At 38.9% G+C, this 16,751-nt stretch carries 13 protein-coding genes, 2 tRNA genes and 1 other RNA gene; 2 read left to right on the top strand and 14 right to left on the bottom strand.

Going from position 1 to position 16,751, the window contains the following annotated elements; all coding sequences use genetic code 11:
- Positions 1–6: 6 nt before the first annotated feature.
- The 3 genes from rpsR to rpsF are packed head-to-tail and all read right to left on the bottom strand — an operon-like array spanning position 7 to position 950.
- Positions 7–234: a 30S ribosomal protein S18 gene (rpsR, locus tag I6F65_RS16785; RefSeq protein ID WP_006793721.1), complete on the bottom strand. Its 228-nt coding sequence runs from the start codon at positions 232–234 to the stop codon at positions 7–9.
- A gap of 12 nt (positions 235–246) precedes the next feature.
- Complete coding sequence (gene priB / locus I6F65_RS16780; protein WP_024611978.1) at positions 247–564, bottom strand: primosomal replication protein N; 318 nt, start codon at positions 562–564, stop codon at positions 247–249.
- A gap of 44 nt (positions 565–608) precedes the next feature.
- Positions 609–950 (bottom strand): 30S ribosomal protein S6, encoded by a 342-nt coding sequence (gene rpsF / locus I6F65_RS16775; RefSeq protein WP_024611977.1) that lies wholly within the window; start codon positions 948–950, stop codon positions 609–611.
- Positions 951–1,293: 343 nt separating this feature from the next.
- Here rpsF and I6F65_RS16770 point away from each other — a divergent pair, with 343 nt between their 5' ends.
- Entirely contained in the window at positions 1,294–2,493 is a 1,200-nt protein-coding gene (locus tag I6F65_RS16770; RefSeq protein WP_197114040.1) for an alpha/beta hydrolase-fold protein, read from the top strand.
- A 243-nt stretch (positions 2,494–2,736) separates the two neighbouring features.
- Here I6F65_RS16770 and I6F65_RS16765 read toward each other — a convergent pair whose 3' ends face one another.
- From I6F65_RS16765 to I6F65_RS16750, 4 genes are read right to left on the bottom strand one after another with little or no spacing between them, the layout of a single operon-like run.
- Positions 2,737–3,903 carry an FAD-dependent monooxygenase gene (locus tag I6F65_RS16765; RefSeq protein ID WP_197114038.1) on the bottom strand — a complete coding sequence of 389 codons (1,167 nt, stop codon included), beginning with the start codon at positions 3,901–3,903 and terminating at the stop codon, positions 2,737–2,739.
- Positions 3,900–5,087 carry a 2-octaprenyl-6-methoxyphenyl hydroxylase gene (ubiH, locus tag I6F65_RS16760; RefSeq protein WP_024611974.1) on the bottom strand — a complete coding sequence of 396 codons (1,188 nt, stop codon included), beginning with the start codon at positions 5,085–5,087 and terminating at the stop codon, positions 3,900–3,902. Before ubiH ends, I6F65_RS16765 begins: the two co-directional genes overlap by 4 nt.
- A gap of 15 nt (positions 5,088–5,102) precedes the next feature.
- Positions 5,103–6,425: a Xaa-Pro aminopeptidase gene (pepP, locus tag I6F65_RS16755; protein ID WP_197114036.1), complete on the bottom strand. Its 1,323-nt coding sequence runs from the start codon at positions 6,423–6,425 to the stop codon at positions 5,103–5,105.
- Between the two features lie 38 nt (positions 6,426–6,463).
- Complete coding sequence (locus tag I6F65_RS16750) at positions 6,464–7,027, bottom strand: UPF0149 family protein (RefSeq protein ID WP_197114034.1); 564 nt, start codon at positions 7,025–7,027, stop codon at positions 6,464–6,466.
- 193 nt (positions 7,028–7,220) lie between these two features.
- Here I6F65_RS16750 and ssrS point away from each other — a divergent pair.
- A non-coding RNA gene (ssrS, locus tag I6F65_RS16745) (6S RNA) lies at positions 7,221–7,403 on the top strand.
- 405 nt (positions 7,404–7,808) lie between these two features.
- Here the strand turns inward: ssrS and I6F65_RS16740 are convergent.
- The 7 genes from I6F65_RS16740 to I6F65_RS16710 form a co-directional block, all read right to left on the bottom strand.
- On the bottom strand, positions 7,809–10,892 hold the full coding sequence (locus I6F65_RS16740) for an efflux RND transporter permease subunit (RefSeq protein WP_197114032.1): 3,084 nt from the start codon (positions 10,890–10,892) through the stop codon (positions 7,809–7,811).
- Positions 10,889–12,205: an efflux RND transporter periplasmic adaptor subunit gene (locus I6F65_RS16735; protein ID WP_197114030.1), complete on the bottom strand. Its 1,317-nt coding sequence runs from the start codon at positions 12,203–12,205 to the stop codon at positions 10,889–10,891. Before I6F65_RS16735 ends, I6F65_RS16740 begins: the two co-directional genes overlap by 4 nt.
- On the bottom strand, positions 12,195–13,610 hold the full coding sequence (locus I6F65_RS16730) for an efflux transporter outer membrane subunit (RefSeq protein WP_197114028.1): 1,416 nt from the start codon (positions 13,608–13,610) through the stop codon (positions 12,195–12,197). Before I6F65_RS16730 ends, I6F65_RS16735 begins: the two co-directional genes overlap by 11 nt.
- A gap of 285 nt (positions 13,611–13,895) precedes the next feature.
- Positions 13,896–14,774 carry a hypothetical protein gene (locus I6F65_RS16725; RefSeq protein WP_197114026.1) on the bottom strand — a complete coding sequence of 293 codons (879 nt, stop codon included), beginning with the start codon at positions 14,772–14,774 and terminating at the stop codon, positions 13,896–13,898.
- Positions 14,775–15,210: 436 nt separating this feature from the next.
- Positions 15,211–16,200, bottom strand: a complete 990-nt coding sequence (locus tag I6F65_RS16720) for a DNA cytosine methyltransferase (protein ID WP_197114024.1) — start codon at positions 16,198–16,200, stop codon at positions 15,211–15,213.
- Between the two features lie 305 nt (positions 16,201–16,505).
- Positions 16,506–16,581 (bottom strand) — tRNA-Thr (locus I6F65_RS16715).
- A 99-nt stretch (positions 16,582–16,680) separates the two neighbouring features.
- Positions 16,681–16,750 (bottom strand) — tRNA-Phe (locus I6F65_RS16710).
- Between the last annotated feature and the right edge of the window lies 1 nt (position 16,751).

The following is a 16,751-nucleotide window of genomic DNA, read 5'->3' as shown; positions in this document are numbered from 1 at the left end:
CGCTGCTTACTTATGTAAGTCAGTGTATGGAAGAAGGGCTAAGTAGCGAGCACGCTTAATAGCAGTTGCTAGCTGGCGCTGGAATTTTGCGCTAGTACCTGTAATACGGCTAGGTACGATTTTGCCACTTTCTGTAACATAGTTTCTAAGAGTAGCTAGATCTTTGTAATCGATTTGTTGTACGCCTTCCGCTTTAAAGCGGCAAAACTTACGACGTCTGAAATAACGTGCCATGAGATTAATTCCTCAAATAATTCTTTCGATATGCTGAGCATGCAAAACCAATTGGCTAAGGCCGTTACGACCTTCGTGGCGATTTAAAAAACCACTCACTTGCAATGCCTGCCCAACGTGCAAATGTTGAGTCTGTTGTTGCATTTGCTTTCCACTGGCAACTACCTGAAGCCTCACGTAACTATTACGGTTAAGGTCTGCTTCGGTTTGCATTGATTTATGTTCTATAACAAAAATACAATGCTTTATGCCAGCAGGGCTTTGGCTAAACTTGGGAGTTTTACAAACTACCCCAGATAAAACCAGTTGATTCATAAAAGGGCTAACCATTTATATTCATCACCAGTTAAACGCCATGCTTGGACTCAAAACAATTAAGCAGCTGGTGCTTCTTTCTTCTCTTCTCTTGCAAGAGGAGACGCTTCAGTTACAGCACTTTTAGTGCGAACAACCAAGTTACGAAGCACTGCATCGTTGTAGCGGAAAGTAGTTTCTAGCTCGCTGATTACTTCAGTTGGTGCTTCAACGTTCATAAGAACATAGTGAGCTTTATGAAGTTTGTTGATTGGGTAAGCCAGTTGACGGCGGCCCCAGTCTTCAAGGCGGTGTATAACACCATTTGCTTCAGTGATTGAACCTGTGTAACGTTCGATCATACCAGCAACTTGCTCACTCTGATCAGGGTGAACCATGAATACGATTTCGTAATGACGCATGGATATTCCTTACGGTTAATAGAGCCTTCTACCGTTTCGGCCGGTCGGTTTAAGGCAAGGAATTAATAGTTTAAAAGCCGAAATGAGCGCGCATTTTACGCTTAGTAGGATAATTAAGCAAGCATGTTTTTAACGCTTTATTAGAAAGAGCTTACAAAATATTTTACTCACATCAACAAAAAGGTAGGTACTTAATACTATTACTGTAAACGCTGAGCTTGAACGCGTAAAAACCGTGGTTTTTTTATTACTTAAGCTTTAAGTTTGCCTCGAAAATATAAGTATTTACTCAAACTAAAAGTCGTGCAATTATTAAGCAATACATTATTGAATAAGGATATTTATGAAGTATTTACTATCGCTTGTATTAATACTTACTTTTGTTACGTCTTCTTTAAGCCTCGCAGAAACTACTGCAACGGACATAACCGTTGGTAAAAAAATCATCTTGCAATCAAAAATACTTAACGAAGACAGGCCTATTAGAATTTACACCCCTGAAAATATAAAAGATGATGAGCCGTTGTATGTTATTTATTTGCTTGATGGTGTTGAGCATTTTCATACGGCTTCCGGTGTTATTAAATCGCTTATTGATTACGAACAGATTCCTAACGCGGTGCTCGTTGGCGTTGACACAACCAACCGTGTTCGCGATTATTTACCACAAGTACAAGGCGAGCCTAAAACCGAGTTTCAAACTTTTGTTAAAAACAAATGGTCTGATGCGGGGCAAACCGACAAGTTTTTAAAGTTTGTGTCTGATGAGCTCATGCCATACATAAATTCTCACTACTCAACTAACGGCTACAACACCTTAATTGGTCACTCCAATGCAGGAACGTTAGCGCTTTATACGCTAGTTAATCAGCCAGAGTTATTTAATAACTATATAGCTATAAGCCCTAATAGCTGGTGGAGTGATGAAGAGTTAAAAAATAATATTACAAAATACTCTAAGAACCCGAAAGGTAATCAAGCATTATTTATTAGCGTAGCAAGCGAAGGCGCACGCTTTTATACAGGCGTATTAAACACTTTAGTAAATTTAGAACAACAAGCGCCCGCACAACTTGAATGGGAATATAAGCACTACCCATCTTTTACTCATATGGGCACTATACTCCCAGCACTGAGCGATAGCCTAATCCACTTATTTAGTGACCTAATTTTTAACGTTACTGATGAGCATGGAAGATTTGCAGATGTATCGCTCATTACAGGTTACTACCAAGCACTTAGCGATAAGTACGGATTTAAGCTCAAAATTCCAAAAGATGTATATGTTGAATTTGCCCATAGCCAGCAAAAGTTTGATAACACTGCTAAAGCTATAATCACACTTAAACAATTTACTACCGACTACCCAAATACTACTTATGCTCATATGCGTTTATCGCAAGGCTACACTGCTAACAAACAGTTTAAAGAGGCAGTTACCAGCATGAAACACGCACTAGAGCTTGCTAAACAAAACTCACGCGACCCACTGTTAATTGATGCGCTCAAAGATATGCTGAATAAAGCACAAGATAATTTGTAGGTGATTTTACCTTCTTTTACGAGCTTCGCTCGTCGCGCCAGCAAGCTGTACGCTTACAAGTAGAACCAAACTCGGGGTTTAATATTTATTGTAGACGCCGAGCTTGCTCGCGTGAAAAGCGAGGCTTTTAATATATTTAAAACCACCATAAAACAAAAACCGATGTTTAAATTAAACATCGGTTTTTTTAATTGAGCTGATCGCTTTACTTTATTCGTTGAGTTTCGTTTCACTCAATCTACGTTACTTTCCTATCGCTTCTTTGGCGAACAGGTGTTTTATTGGTCCGAGGTTATCAACTAGCGAAAGCCCGACTCCACGAATAAGTTTTTTAAGCGGGTTTGCACCTTCAAACAACTCTTTTAGCCCTTGCATCATCGCAATGTGTTTTTGTGCATCGAGCTTACGGGTGCGCTCGTAATCTCTAAGTGCACGAGGGCTGGCAAATTCTTTCGTATCGCTGCTTAATAACTCAATTAAATAAGCGGCGTCTTTTAGGCCTAAGTTCATGCCAAGACCTGCGAGTGGATGAATAGTGTGTGCAGCATCGCCAATGAGTACCACTTTGCCTGAAACCCATTGTTGGGCGTAGCGCATTTTAAGTGGAAATGCAGCACGTTTACTTTGTACTTCACACAAACCACATTGACCGTCGATGGCTGCCATTACAGCTTTATTAAAGTCGCTGTCATCCATTTTAAGTAACTCATCACAATGGCTTGGGCTTGTAGACCATACAATAGAATGAGTATTGGCATCACTCAAAGGTAAAAACGCCAAAGGTCCTGTTGGTAAAAAAACTTGGCGTGCGGTGTTTGCATGTGGCTCTTTGGTTTTTATTGTCGCGACTAATGCATGGTGATCGTAATCTTTAAAGCTAAGTGCCATATTAAATTGCTTACGAATAGCTGAGTTTGCACCATCGGCCGCCACCAGCAGTTTTGCAATAATTGGCTCACCACTTTTTAAGGTAATAAATACATCCGATTCACTTTGATGTATTTGCTGATATTGCGTATCGAACATTAACGTGGCATTGCTTTGTTGTTCAAGCTGTTTTATTAGCGCATAACGAATAACGTCGTTTTCAACAATATGACCTAAATACTCGAGATCAAGCTGTTCGTTATTAAAGGTTATTTTACCAAAGCTGTCGGCATCGCGAACATCCATATGTGTATATGTACATGCTCGCAGTGCAGTAATATCTGCCCATACGTTCAATTGCTCTAACAAAGTTTGACTTGCAATACTCAGCGCACTTACACGTGAGCCATATGTATCTGCAGGTAATGCTTGCGTTGGTGCTGCGTCTAACACAACCACGCTTATATTTGCTTTTGCCAAACCAAGTGCCAGTGTTAGCCCCACACAACCGCCACCTACAATACAAACCTGTGCTTGCTTCATAAACGCCTACCTTGTTTAACTTGCCCCATTAACTGTTTAGCTAATGGTGCTTTTAATGCTGGAAATAAACCCATCGAAAACAACCCAATACTGCGCCCAAGTGCTAGCACGCGTGATGAGTTTGAAAATAACCTAACGAGTGCATCGGTTAAGGTCATCACGGTTTTTATGTCATCGCGGCGCTTTTGCGAGTATTCATGGGTAAAGGCATAACTACCTAAATTATGCAGGCTGTTTGCGATTAAATCGTTAAGTACTTGCACGTCGCGTAAGCCTAAATTAAAGCCCTGCCCTGCAATAGGATGAATAGCATGAGCAGCATTACCAATCACGACTGTACGATGCGCAGTAAGTGACTCTACTTGCCCGTACACTAATGGATAACTTGTGCGCTTACCCACTTTGGTGAATAGGCCTCCTCGGTAACCAAAAGCGCTTTGTAGTGCACTTAAAAACGCTTGCTCACTAAACCCCATGTGCTGCTCAACCTGTTCTTGGCGCATACACCACACTAACGAATAACGGTTATTGCTCATTGGTAATAACGCTATAGGACCATTTTGCGTAAAACGCTCAAAAGCTTCGTTATTATGTCCATCGCCAACTTCTATATTGGCAATTATTGCACCTTGATCATAAGGCTGAGTATTAAAACCAAGCCCAAGTAGATTGCGTGTTGGTGATTGCGCGCCATCAGCAATAACTAATAGCTTTGCATTTAATTGCTCGCCACTTTGGAGGGTAAGTATATTGCTATGCAGTGTTTGCTCAATTGCGGTTACGCTATCGGGGCAATATAAACTAATATTTGACTGCGTTAAACGCAGGTGTAGCGCACGACCAAACGGATTAACCTGAACCACATAACCTAATGAAGGTTTAGCAAACTCATTGCAATTAATGTGCGCTTTACCAAAGTGACCTCGATCAGACACACTCACTTTTTTAATAGCAGTCATGTAAGTTGCACTTTGTTCAAATAAATTAAGGCTTTGTAAATACTCTACCGATTGCTGAGCTAGTGCTATGCTTCTGTCGTCAAAGCTTGGATGATAGTCGCCATTAACTTGATTAGCCTCTACAACCGCAATATTTAACGCGGGGTTAGTTTTTGCCACACTTAATGCGCAGCTTGCTCCCGCTAAACCACCACCAATAACAACTACATCAAACTGCTTAGCCACTAGATTCTCCGAGCTTTATAGGTTTTTAGTACTTTGCATAAGTGCTTCTATATCACTAATTTTTTTAGGTACGCTTAAGGTTAGGTTTTCGTGACCCGTTTCGGTAACTAATAAGTTATCTTCGATACGGATACCAATACCTTTGTATTTTTGTGGTGCGTTTGAGTCTTCGCTTATATATAACCCAGGCTCTATGGTAAGTACCATACCTGGTTCAAATGCACGCTCAACGTTATTTACTTTGTAATCACCCACGTCATGTACATCAAGCCCTAACCAATGTCCTAGTCCGTGCATGTAATATTCTTTGCACGCCCCTTTAGCCATTAACTCATTAAAGTCGCCGGCTAAAATACCTAAATCGAGCAAACCTTGGGTCATTACTTCCATTGCTAGTTTATTAGCATGCGACATATAACCACCGGGTTTTACCTCATCAAAAGCAACTTCTTGCGCTTTAAGTACAATATTATAAAGCGCGGCTTGCTCTTCGCTAAATTGACCATTTACCGGAAATGTACGAGTAATATCGGCGGCGTAACCTTGTAACTCGCAACCTGAGTCAATAAGTACCAGATCACCATTTTTTAGCACGTCGCTATTTTGCGTGTAATGTAAAATATTAGCATTGTCGCCGCTGCCAACAATAGTGCCGTAAGCTGGGTGTGGTGCGCCGTTCATTGCATAATGGTGATGTAGCTCTGCTTCTAATTGAAACTCAGTAGCACCCGCATGAGAATAACGCATAGCGCGCATATGACCTCGAGCGCTTATTTCACAGCCCTCGCGCATAATTTCTATTTCGCTTGGCGATTTAAACAAACGCATTTCGTGAATAAGGCCGCGTATTTCTTTTAAAGTACTCGGTGCTTTGAAGCCTTTTCGAGAGCCACTTCGAAGCGTACCTAGTAACGAAAACACTTTAGTATCAAATGAAGGATAAGCACCTTGTGCAAAATAAATAGCACTTTTTGCATTTAGCATATCGAGTGTCTTATCGTTTAATTCACTTAGTGGGTAAGCTTCATCAAACAGATAGTCACTTTTAGCTTTATCAAAGCCAACTCTGCGGCCATGCCAAATTTCTGCAAGCTTGTCTTTATCTAGGCAAAATAAAGTACTGGGTGCATCACTGTTATTACACAGTACTAAAACAGCGTCGGGTTCGTTAAAGCCAGTTAAGTAAAAAAAGTCGCTATCTTGCCTAAATGCATATTCGGTATCGCGGCTGCGCGTCACTTCGCTCGCAGCAGGAATAATAGCAATACTGTTTTTATCCATTTGTGCAAGCAAGCTTTCGCGGCGCGCTTTAAATTCTGACTTCTGTATTTCAACCATAAATAACAAACCCGCTTTACTGTTTAAAAAGTAAATGTTTAATGAAGTGTTTTTTTAGTATTTGGTGCTTTTTGCTCTTTGCCTAATTCAGCAAAACAAAGCAATGCCGATACACGCACATATTCAACTACTTCATGCAGCGCTTGGCTGTCTTCTTCGGTTTCTTCAAAAGTGGTATCTAAGCGAGTGATTTCACTAAAGTCAGTAATAACCTCTTTAACATCAGGCGACAATTTACCGTAATCCTTTTGCTTTAAACCAAAGCCAAGCATAAAACCCGCTACCCATGATACGAGACCATTAGCCTGATCGATGAGTGTTTCATCGTCGCTTGGTAAAAACAAATCAAATTGAAACTCTTCATCATTAAAACTGGCAACTACTTGCTTATAAATAGTACCAAAAAACTGTTTTAAATCATTACTAAACGATTCACCATCGTTAAATACGTCGCTTAATAACCCTAAGTATTCTTTATCATCTATGCTCAAACCACAGGCAAGTAATCCACTAATAACACCGTGCGCTTCAGCTGGTGATACAAAAATTTCGTTTTTTTCTAAAAGCAGTTGGGCTTTTTCGTAATCTGGTAAATCGCTCATAATTAAATCTTCACTTTGCTAGTTAAGGTAATGCTACCACTGGCTAAAAAGCAACTCCAATTAATTGTATGATCAAGCTCAAAAACCAAGCTATAAAGTAAATAATGGGTTAAAGATGCGGGAAAACTAGCCGAACGATATCTTTTTTTGTATTTGGGGTTTAAGGATTCGATTATGTCTTATATACTTAAATTGTTCCCTGGGGTACCGGAGCTTAGTTAAGTCCCTGAGCCGATAAATTTTATACTAGGGTTTTTGTTCGTCTACTATTGTGCAGGCTCGGCATGTACCGAGAAGCCTACGGTAAACCGCAGATTCCCGCCTTGAAACCTTCTGGTTTCAGGACTGAAACCGAGGACCGTATCTTGGGGAACACCTTTAACTAAAGCCTATTTTTAAACGCATTCTAATATTATTTATCCTCTTTGTATCTCATACCTTATTTTTATTTACGTATTCCACTTACCAAGCTTGATTCTCTTTTTTTAACCTATAATACCAATCCGTAATAATACTTGATCATTTTGAGGGGCTAAACGTGTCGCTACCTGCGTTAAAAAATTCTCATTTACGACTGCATGGATGCAGAAGGTAGAGCAATGCAGGAGCAATTGCCGAGAACAACTAAATAACGAATTTTTTGTCTAGCTATCAGCACGTTTTTCCAGCCTCAAAATAGATCACTTAATTAAGCGAATTGGTATAAAAAATAAAAAAGCTGCAGGCAACTAATTACCTACAGCTTTTATAATCACTCTATTCTTAGAATCGTTTATAACTGTTATTTAAACCAGTTTTGAAAACGCTCCATTAGCATGTAGTTTATTGGTACTAGTAATAGAGTAATGAAAGTTGCAAAAATAATCCCGAAAGCTAAGCTCACCGCCATTGGTATTAAAAACTGTGCTTGAGTGGCTTTTTCAAACAGTAATGGCATTAAACCAATAAAGGTCGTTAAACTGGTTAGCATTACAGGGCGAAAACGCGATGCACCTGCAATTTTAACCGCATCTAATAACTTTCCACCTTCACTACGCTTTTTATTAATAAAATCAACGAGTACTAATGAGTCATTAACAACAACACCTGTTAACGCAAGCATTCCCAGCAAACTCATAATGCTTAAGCTCATTCCCATAATCCAGTGCCCTACTACCGCACCTATCATGCCAAATGGAATTACACTCATCACTATAATTGGTTGTAGGTACGATTTTAGCGGTATAGCTAATAACGCATAAATAATAAAAAATACAAACACAAGTGCCCAAGCCAATGACCCAAACGACTCTCGTTGCTCTTTAGCTTCGCCTTCTAGTTTGTAATCTACTCCAGGGTACTGCTGCATTAATTCATCTAAATATTCGGTTAAGTCAGCTTGAAGAACCGTCATGTTAGTATTATTTTTTTCAATGTCAGCCGTAACATTTAATGTGCGGTAACGGTCTATTCTATTAATAGTTGATGGACTTTGCCCTGCGGTAAGTGTTGCCACATGCGACAATGGCACAGAGCCACCAGTAGGCGTATTTATAAGTATATTTTGTAAATCTGCAACTGAGCGACGCTCTTCAATAGGTAGGCGTACCATTACACGTACGTCATCCCTGCCTCGCTGAATTCTCTGTACTTCTGAGCCAAAAAACGAGTTACGTACTTGCCCTGCTACATCTACTCTATTTAACCCTAGCGCTAAACCTTGTTCAGTCAGCTCTATTTGTAACTCTTCTTTACCGTCAGACATGCTATCTGCAATATCAAACACAGTTGGATAAGTTGCTAGACGAGTTTTAATATGATCAGCCACATCTTGTAAAATAGTGAGTGATGTACCGTTAAGCTGCACGTCAATAGGATCTGAACTACGTCCTGTTTCAGCTCTAAATGTTAAACTTTCAGCGCCTGGTATTACGCCAATTAAATCGCGCCATTCACTAGCAAGTTCTAAGGATCCGATATCTGATTCACGTTTTTCGGCAGGGGTAATCTCAAAGCGTACAGAACCTGAATTAGATACACCGCCACGCCCGCCTGTTGTGGCTAATATATTTAAAATAACGCTTTCGTCAGTATCTGGGTCGCGGTATTTATCTTGTAATTGCTGCGCCTTTTTCGACATATCTATTACGTATTTATTAGTTACTTCAAACGGCGTACCCGTTGGTAATGTTAAATTAACGACTATTGTTTCACTTGGTATGCGCGGAAAAAATACAAACTTAGTCCAACCACTGGTGATCATGGTTAAAATTATAACAAACACACCAATAAACAAGCTTACCGAAGCCAATTTATGGCGCAGTGCTAAATTTAAAGTGGGTTGATAGTATTTTAAAATCGCGTTTTCAAATCCATCTGCAAAACGCTGTTGAATAACATCAAACTTTGAAGGTTCGCCTTTTTGATGGCGTAGTTTTATATATTTTAAATGTGCTGGTAATACAAATTTAGATTCAATAAGTGAAAATAGTAATACCGGAATAACCACCACCGGTATTTGGGCAAATAAAGCACCACGCGCACCTTCAAGAAAGGCAAGAGGCAAAAATGCAGCTACGGTGGTTAATACACCAAATGTTACTGGTGTTGCTACTTCTTGAGTACCTAAAATTGCAGCTTGTTCACCCGACTCAGCTGTTTTTAAATGGGTGTAGACGTTTTCACCGGTAACTATGGCGTCATCAACAACAATACCTAGTACCAAAATAAAACCGAATAAGCTCATTATATTAAGCGTTACGCCAAATATAGGCATTGCTATAAATGCGCCCATAAACGAAACCGGAATACCAATAAACACCCAAAATGCAATTGCAGGGCGTAAAAATAAAGTAAGTAAAGCCAGTACTAAAATACCGCCTTGTAAAGCATTAGTAGTAAGTGTAGCAATTCGGCTTTTAACTATTTCTGAGTCGTCATCCCAGTAACTTAGTTCAAACCCTTGTGGTACAGAACTTTGTTGCTCTTTTATATAGTTTTTAACATCATCAGCAACAGCAATAGCACTTTGCGGACCTATACGATAAACATCAATAAAGGCGGCTTGTTTACCATTGAAGCGTGTGCGTACTGGGGTTTCTTCAAAATCATCTTTTATAGTTGCTATATCACCTAAGCGAATAATAGTGCCATCGGCTTGGTTTTTAACAACAATGCTGGCAAATTCATCTCTACGGTACGCTTGCCCTTTAGAGCTTATAAGTACATCGCCGCCTTCCGTTTTTAAGTTACCAGCAGAAATATCAGAACTCGAATTTGCAATAGAATTTGATATTTGAGCAAGACTTAAATTGTATTGACGAAGTGTATCTTGGCTTACCTCTATTGCTATTTCGTAATCGCGTACGCCACTCAACTCTACCTGAGTTACATTTGGCAGACGTAGTATTTGGTCCCGAACCTGCTCAGCAAATTCTAGCGTTTCTTTTTCACCGTAATCACTCGATACACTAACAGCAATTACATCTCGTATACGCTCAGCTAGAGCAACAATTGGGTTTTCAGCATCACTGGGAAAAGTATTAATAGCATCAACCCGGCTTTTTATATCAGCCAATAGTTCGCGTGGATCATACCCTGTTTCTACTTCTACTGTTACCGAGCCAGAACCCTCAGAAGAGCGGCTAAATATTTGCTTTATGCCCTCTAAATCTTGAACGGCTTCTTCTATACGAATTGTTACGCCTTGCTCTACATCCTCTGGTGTTGCACCTCGCAAACTTACGTTTATGCTTATCATGTCGGTTTCAAATGAAGGAAATACTTCAAGCGGTATCTTGGTCGATAAACTAAAAAGCCCCGACAGTAGCAACGTTACTAGCAATAAGTTAGCAGCAACGTGGTTTTTGGCAAACCAAGCTATCATTGTTTATCTCCTTGCTTTGCTGCACGGCGTTTTTTTAACTCCTCAACACTGACACCGAGCTCTTTTGCTTTTTCTTTTAATTGCTCTGGTGATAGGCGATTTCCTCTCCCCTCCCGGCTAGCTCCTCGGCTCTTAGGTTTATTTGTATCATCTTCACCTAAAATACTCACCTGTGTGCCAGAGCTCACTTGCCCTAGTGGAGTAGTAACAAGACGATCATTTGCCTGTAAACCCGTTTTAACCATCGCTTGTGTCGCATTTTGCCAAGTAAGTTGTATATCTTTACGCTTTAAAACACCCTCTTCTACAATATATACATACGTTCCTTGGTAAATAGTACTGTTAGGAATAATTAGTGCGTTAGAAACTGTTTTTCCGGTAATTTGCGCCTTTATGTATTGCCCTATTTTTATAGGGTACTGATTATTAGCGGCTGATTTGTATGGGTCGTTAATTTTAGCAACAGCATAAAGCTGCTGTGCGCCCTCATCAATAGCCCCTTCTGTGCGAGATAATTGCCCTTGCCAAGTTTGTTCGCCCACTAAGTCAGACGTAAACTTAACGACTGAGCCTGCTTGGTTTTTTTCACCATCGCGATACCTTTCTGGTAAATTTACAAACGATAGGTCTCTATTTTTAATTGGTAAGCGAATTTCTACACTGTCTATTGCATAAATAGTAGCAAGTTGCATGTTCTCACTAACCACCTGACCCAAGTCAACACTACGACTAAGTATGCGTCCCGCATATGGAGCCGTTATTTCTGTGCGCTCTAAGTCAAGATTCGCTTTTTCAAGTGTTGCTTGTGCAGATAACACCTCAGCCTCGGCCGCCGCTAGCTGTGGTTCACGCAGCACTAGAGTACTTGCTTGGTCAGAACCCCCAAGGCGCTTCCAATCAGTAATAGCCTGCTGACCTCTCGCTTTCTCCTCAAGTAGCCTTTGTTCTGCAGCAAGTAAATCAGCCTGCGCAGATTTAACTTCAGCCTGATGATCTCTATCATCTAACTTTAAAAGTACATCACCTTTTTTAAAAAAGCCGCCTTCCCTAAACTCATCACTTACTTTAATTATTTGCCCAGATGCTTGAGCAACTAATAAGCTCTGCGTACGTGGTTTTACAGTTCCGTAGCTCTCAACTATAACTTGATAGTTTTGTGGCTTAATATCTAATACAGCAACGCTTACAGTCGCTTTTGGAGGAGAACCAGAACGTTTGGACTGTGGCGAATTAGTTTTAAGAAACCAAATAATTAAAAGAGTGACTGTTATAATCACTGCTGGAACAATAATTTTTGCTGTTTTAGTTTTCATCGTTATGGCTCTTTAGTTCACTTGAGGGCTGTGCAAAATCACCACCAAGGGCAACGTGTAAGTTAATTCTGTTAGCTATTAATTGGTTTTTAATGTCGATTAAAGAGCTTTGTGCATCGAAAGAACGGTCTTGTGCGTCAAGTACAGTAGTGTAAGTTACTAAGCCACTTTGATATTGCTCAAACGATAACTGCTCTGCTGCAAGTGCGTTTTCTTGCGCCTCAAGGGTGCTGCTATATTGTGATTTAAGAGACTGCTGCTGTGAAATCGCATTTTCTACATCACCAAATGCATCGTAAAGTGTTTGCAAATAGAGTTGCTCTTGCTTTTGTGTATTGAGTCTAGCTATTTCTTCATTCGCTTTTAAGCGTCCACCTTCAAAAAGTGGTGCAGAAATACTACCAAGCAGCGACCACGCGAGGCTTGATGGCGAAAATAAATCGCTCACTCTGTCGGTGCTATCACTTAAGGTGGCTGTTAAATTTAGACTCGGAAAGCGTTGCTTATGTGCATAAGCCAATGAGGCATCAGTAGCTAAAAGTTCATACCAACTTGCACGTAAAGTTGGTTTACGCGTTATAAGTTCAGAAGGTAAACCGAGCGGAATTTCTGTGGTAATAACAGGCAAATCACTACTTGCGGTAATAGCACCTTTTGGATATTCACCTAATAAGCGCTCAAGTACACGCGCCGAAGCCGTTAAGTTCGCCGTTTGAGTAGCAATGCGAGCGCGTTCAGTATTGAGCTCATTTCGGGCTAAATATACATCGAGTGCTTCGTTTATACCTTGGCGGTAACCCGATTCTATAATATCAAGGCTCTGCTGGGCATTTGCTTCTCTGCGTTTAAATAAATCGAGTAATTGTTGCGATGTAACAACATCAAACCAGCCTGTTACCACATCAGCAACGAGTTGCTGTTTAGCTTGCTCAAATCGTGCCTGTTGCGCTAAATAAGTAAGGTTAGCTTCACGCTTTGAATCAGAAAGCTTACCCCATAAGTCCACCTCATAAGTTAGCTCTAGACTTACTGAACTCGCATTATCGTAGCTCACTGGGCGGTTGCCTTTACTGCGGCTAGTACGCGTTGATAAATCAAGGCTAGGCCAAAGGGCAGCACCCGATACAATAAGCTGCTGTTTTTGAATTTCTACATCGTAGCTAGTTTGTAAAAGCTGTTGGTTGTTTTTAAGTGCTTGTTCTACAAATTTGTTAAGCGTAGGGTTTTGTAACTGTGTAAGCCACTGCTCTTGTACTGTTAATACCGAGTTTGACGCTTTTTGTTGCCATTGCTCTGGCACATTATTAGGTGCTTGGTCTCGCTGCGACGAATTTAAATTACTCGCACAGCCACTGAGCAGCATCACACTGATTGCCAATAAGGTTGGCTTGCATTGCCAAATCATAATTAAACCTGAATTACTGCTATTTATGAACGTAATTCAAGCACTTTGGCAATATTTGCTCAACTTACTTTACATAACATTACATAGCTAGCGATGAACTAACATAATTGATAGTTATACGGTAAAAATAGACAAATGATCAGCACTTTTCAATGCTAAAAATAGAAATATAAACGCTACGTATTAATATTTAAAGCAGAGGTAGGTATGTATTTTTAAAATCTACCTTACAAAAAATACAGTAGAAGCTAAAAAGCCTCGCATAAACGAGGCCCTTAAATACAACTAACTAAGATACTTTTTTAAATCATCAAAGTTATCTTTATCTATTTTTAACGACTTTAATATTTTTTGTACGTTTCTACCGCATTGGTTGCCCTTTACTCTAAGAGGGTTAGAAAAAACGAGGTCGCCGACTAATTTATTATTTTGCATTTTCCAATCAACATAAACCGCTAACGAGCGATCGCCATCCCATTTATCACTAGTTGCCCTATAATTAAGTGCCTTACATGCAAAGTAAATATCTTTACCTACAACATAATGGTCAATTTTTACAAGCTTAGACATATAGTAATTAGCTGATTGCGTAATATTATGATCTGTTTCAAGTATAAATTCAGCTATGCCTGAATCTTTAATTTTAATATCGTTAACCATGCTGTTCGCTTTACCAGGGCCTATATTAGTACCAGCATAAACATCAATTTTTTGTTGTTTATTTAAAATTAATATACCCGATTTCTTTCCAGATATTCTGTTTAAGAGTTCAAACTTCCAACCTAATGTAATGCACTTAGGCTCAGTTCTTCCTTTTCTCTCAAAGTTAATTAGCATTTCATCTTCGAATGATTTTTTAATTCGTAATGTAGATTGTTTAATTATTGTAGGGGCTTGAATACCAAATATTTCTATCGCTCTTTCAAGTCGCATTTTATTTTCTAAAAAGTCTGCGTTATGTTGCTTTACTGATATTTTGAACTCTTTGGTTTCACTAGCGCTTTTAGCAAGGATATAAATATCAGTTTTACATTCTCCTTTTTCTGATCTTGGTTTTCCGATATTTAGCACTGTGTAGCTTTCATTATTAAATTCGAATACTTTACTGTTTTTAAACAACTTTATGAGTGAAACTTCAGTGTTTGAATAATTTATTATACCCATTTAAATCCTTTAATATATTCGAGTGAATTAAATTGAGTATATCAAACAATTAATATATGTCTGTATTTCGATTACTATTTAGTCAAATTATAAAATAAAAACGAGTTCAAAAAATAATCAGCTATTATTAAACATTATCAGAAAAGTTAGTCCCTACTCCACTACCTTCAAAATTATCAAAGCTATTAACAAATGCAAAAGGTATAAAATGAGTCATCGAAATATTTACTTGAGGAAAAATTGAGGTTGCTTATTCTTTTTAAGTTTAAGTACAACTCCTAGCCTTAACAAGCTTCAATTTTCAATTTTCAATTTTCAATTTTCAGAATATACAGTTCTAAAAAACGTGAATACGTAGATTTTTTACATAAAAAAACGACCAGCAAAAGTTACATGGTCGTATTAAATTATTTTTTAAACATAGTAAATAGTTAGACTACTTTTTTACATTCATCTCTAAATGCTCATATATACTTTTTGCTATTTCTTTTGCAAAACCAACCGCAACAGCGTTGCCGATCATTTTGTAACCATTTGCGACATTTTTATAGTAAAAAGTAAAGTCATCAGGAAAGCCTTGAATTCTGGCACACTCCCTAACACTCAGTCGTCTATAATCATGTCCATCTACAAATGAAAATTTATTTGTCTCAACCTTAGTCATTACAGGCGCGCTCGGATGAATAGGCGCATGCCTCCCGCCCGCTTGAATAGTAAATGATGGTTGATCCCATGTTCTAACCCTATTACGAGACATAAACATTGTAGAAAAACCACCAATCATGTATTCGTGATTTGGTATTGATAGATCTAAATTTGGTTTTTGTTTTTCTTGAGCCGGTGTGGCTTTGCCATCTAAATCTTTAATAATATCTTTTAAAAACACTTTATCCGCTAAAGGCTCTGGAAAAGTAAAATCAATATTTAAATCTTTTTTAAATCCGATAAAAATAACTCGCTTTCTATCCTGCCCAACACCGTAGTCTGATGCATTAAGTAATTTAAAAAACAAATCGTACCCAGCATCAGAAAAAGTATTTTTTATACGCTCTAATGCTTCACTATGCTTGGGGTGCAACATGCCACTGACATTTTCAGCAAGAAAAAACTTCGGCTGCTTATCTTTAAGAATACGAATAAAATCATAAAATAACTGCCCCCTATGATCGTTTATACCTCTGCGCGCACCAGCTTCACTCCAACTTTGACATGGCGGACCGCCAATAATCCCATCGCAATCGGGTACTTCACTAGAATCAACAATAGCAATACTTCTACGATCAAGCGGTGTTGATAAATGATTTTTTTCGTATGTTTCCCAAATATCTTTATCATATTCGTTTGCATATACAATAGAGAAACCTGATTGTTGAAAACCTAAATCAAGTCCACCTGCACCTGAAAAAAATGATGATACTTTATACATAAAATTATAATTTCTTCTTGATATTTAGATAGCAAATATAGTTTAAAATAAACTGTATGTAAACACAGCACTTATGCATTTATAATAACATTTGGTAGTAAGTATTTCTATGAAATACTTATCCCTAAAGCATCTAGTAAGACGTGTTAGAAGTAGCGTTTTTAAGTGTTTTTGTTCACGAACTGGGTATTGAATAATGAGGTTTGGTAACGCAGTGTAGTTTTTACTATTAGATAGCAGCTTCTAAAGTGTAGATACAAAAAAGCCCTAACCGAAGTTAGGGCTTTTTGCTTCTTACGAAAGAATGGTGCCGACTAACCGAGTCGAACGGTTGACCTACTGATTACAAGTCAGTTGCTCTACCAGCTGAGCTAAGTCGGCACACAAAACTGTGTGCTAAGGCACTTTCAATTTTAAAGATTGAGAACTTTATAATGCACTTAAAATAAAAAGCCTTGCATAAGCAAGGCTTTAAATAAATGGTGCCTCGACGCGGAATCGAACCACGGACACGAGGATTTTCAATCCTCTGCTCTACCGACTGAGCTATC

The sequence above is a fragment of the Pseudoalteromonas sp. SWXJZ94C genome (assembly GCF_015864385.1).
Classification (GTDB): domain Bacteria; phylum Pseudomonadota; class Gammaproteobacteria; order Enterobacterales; family Alteromonadaceae; genus Pseudoalteromonas.
This window is presented reverse-complemented; position numbering and strand designations above follow the sequence as displayed.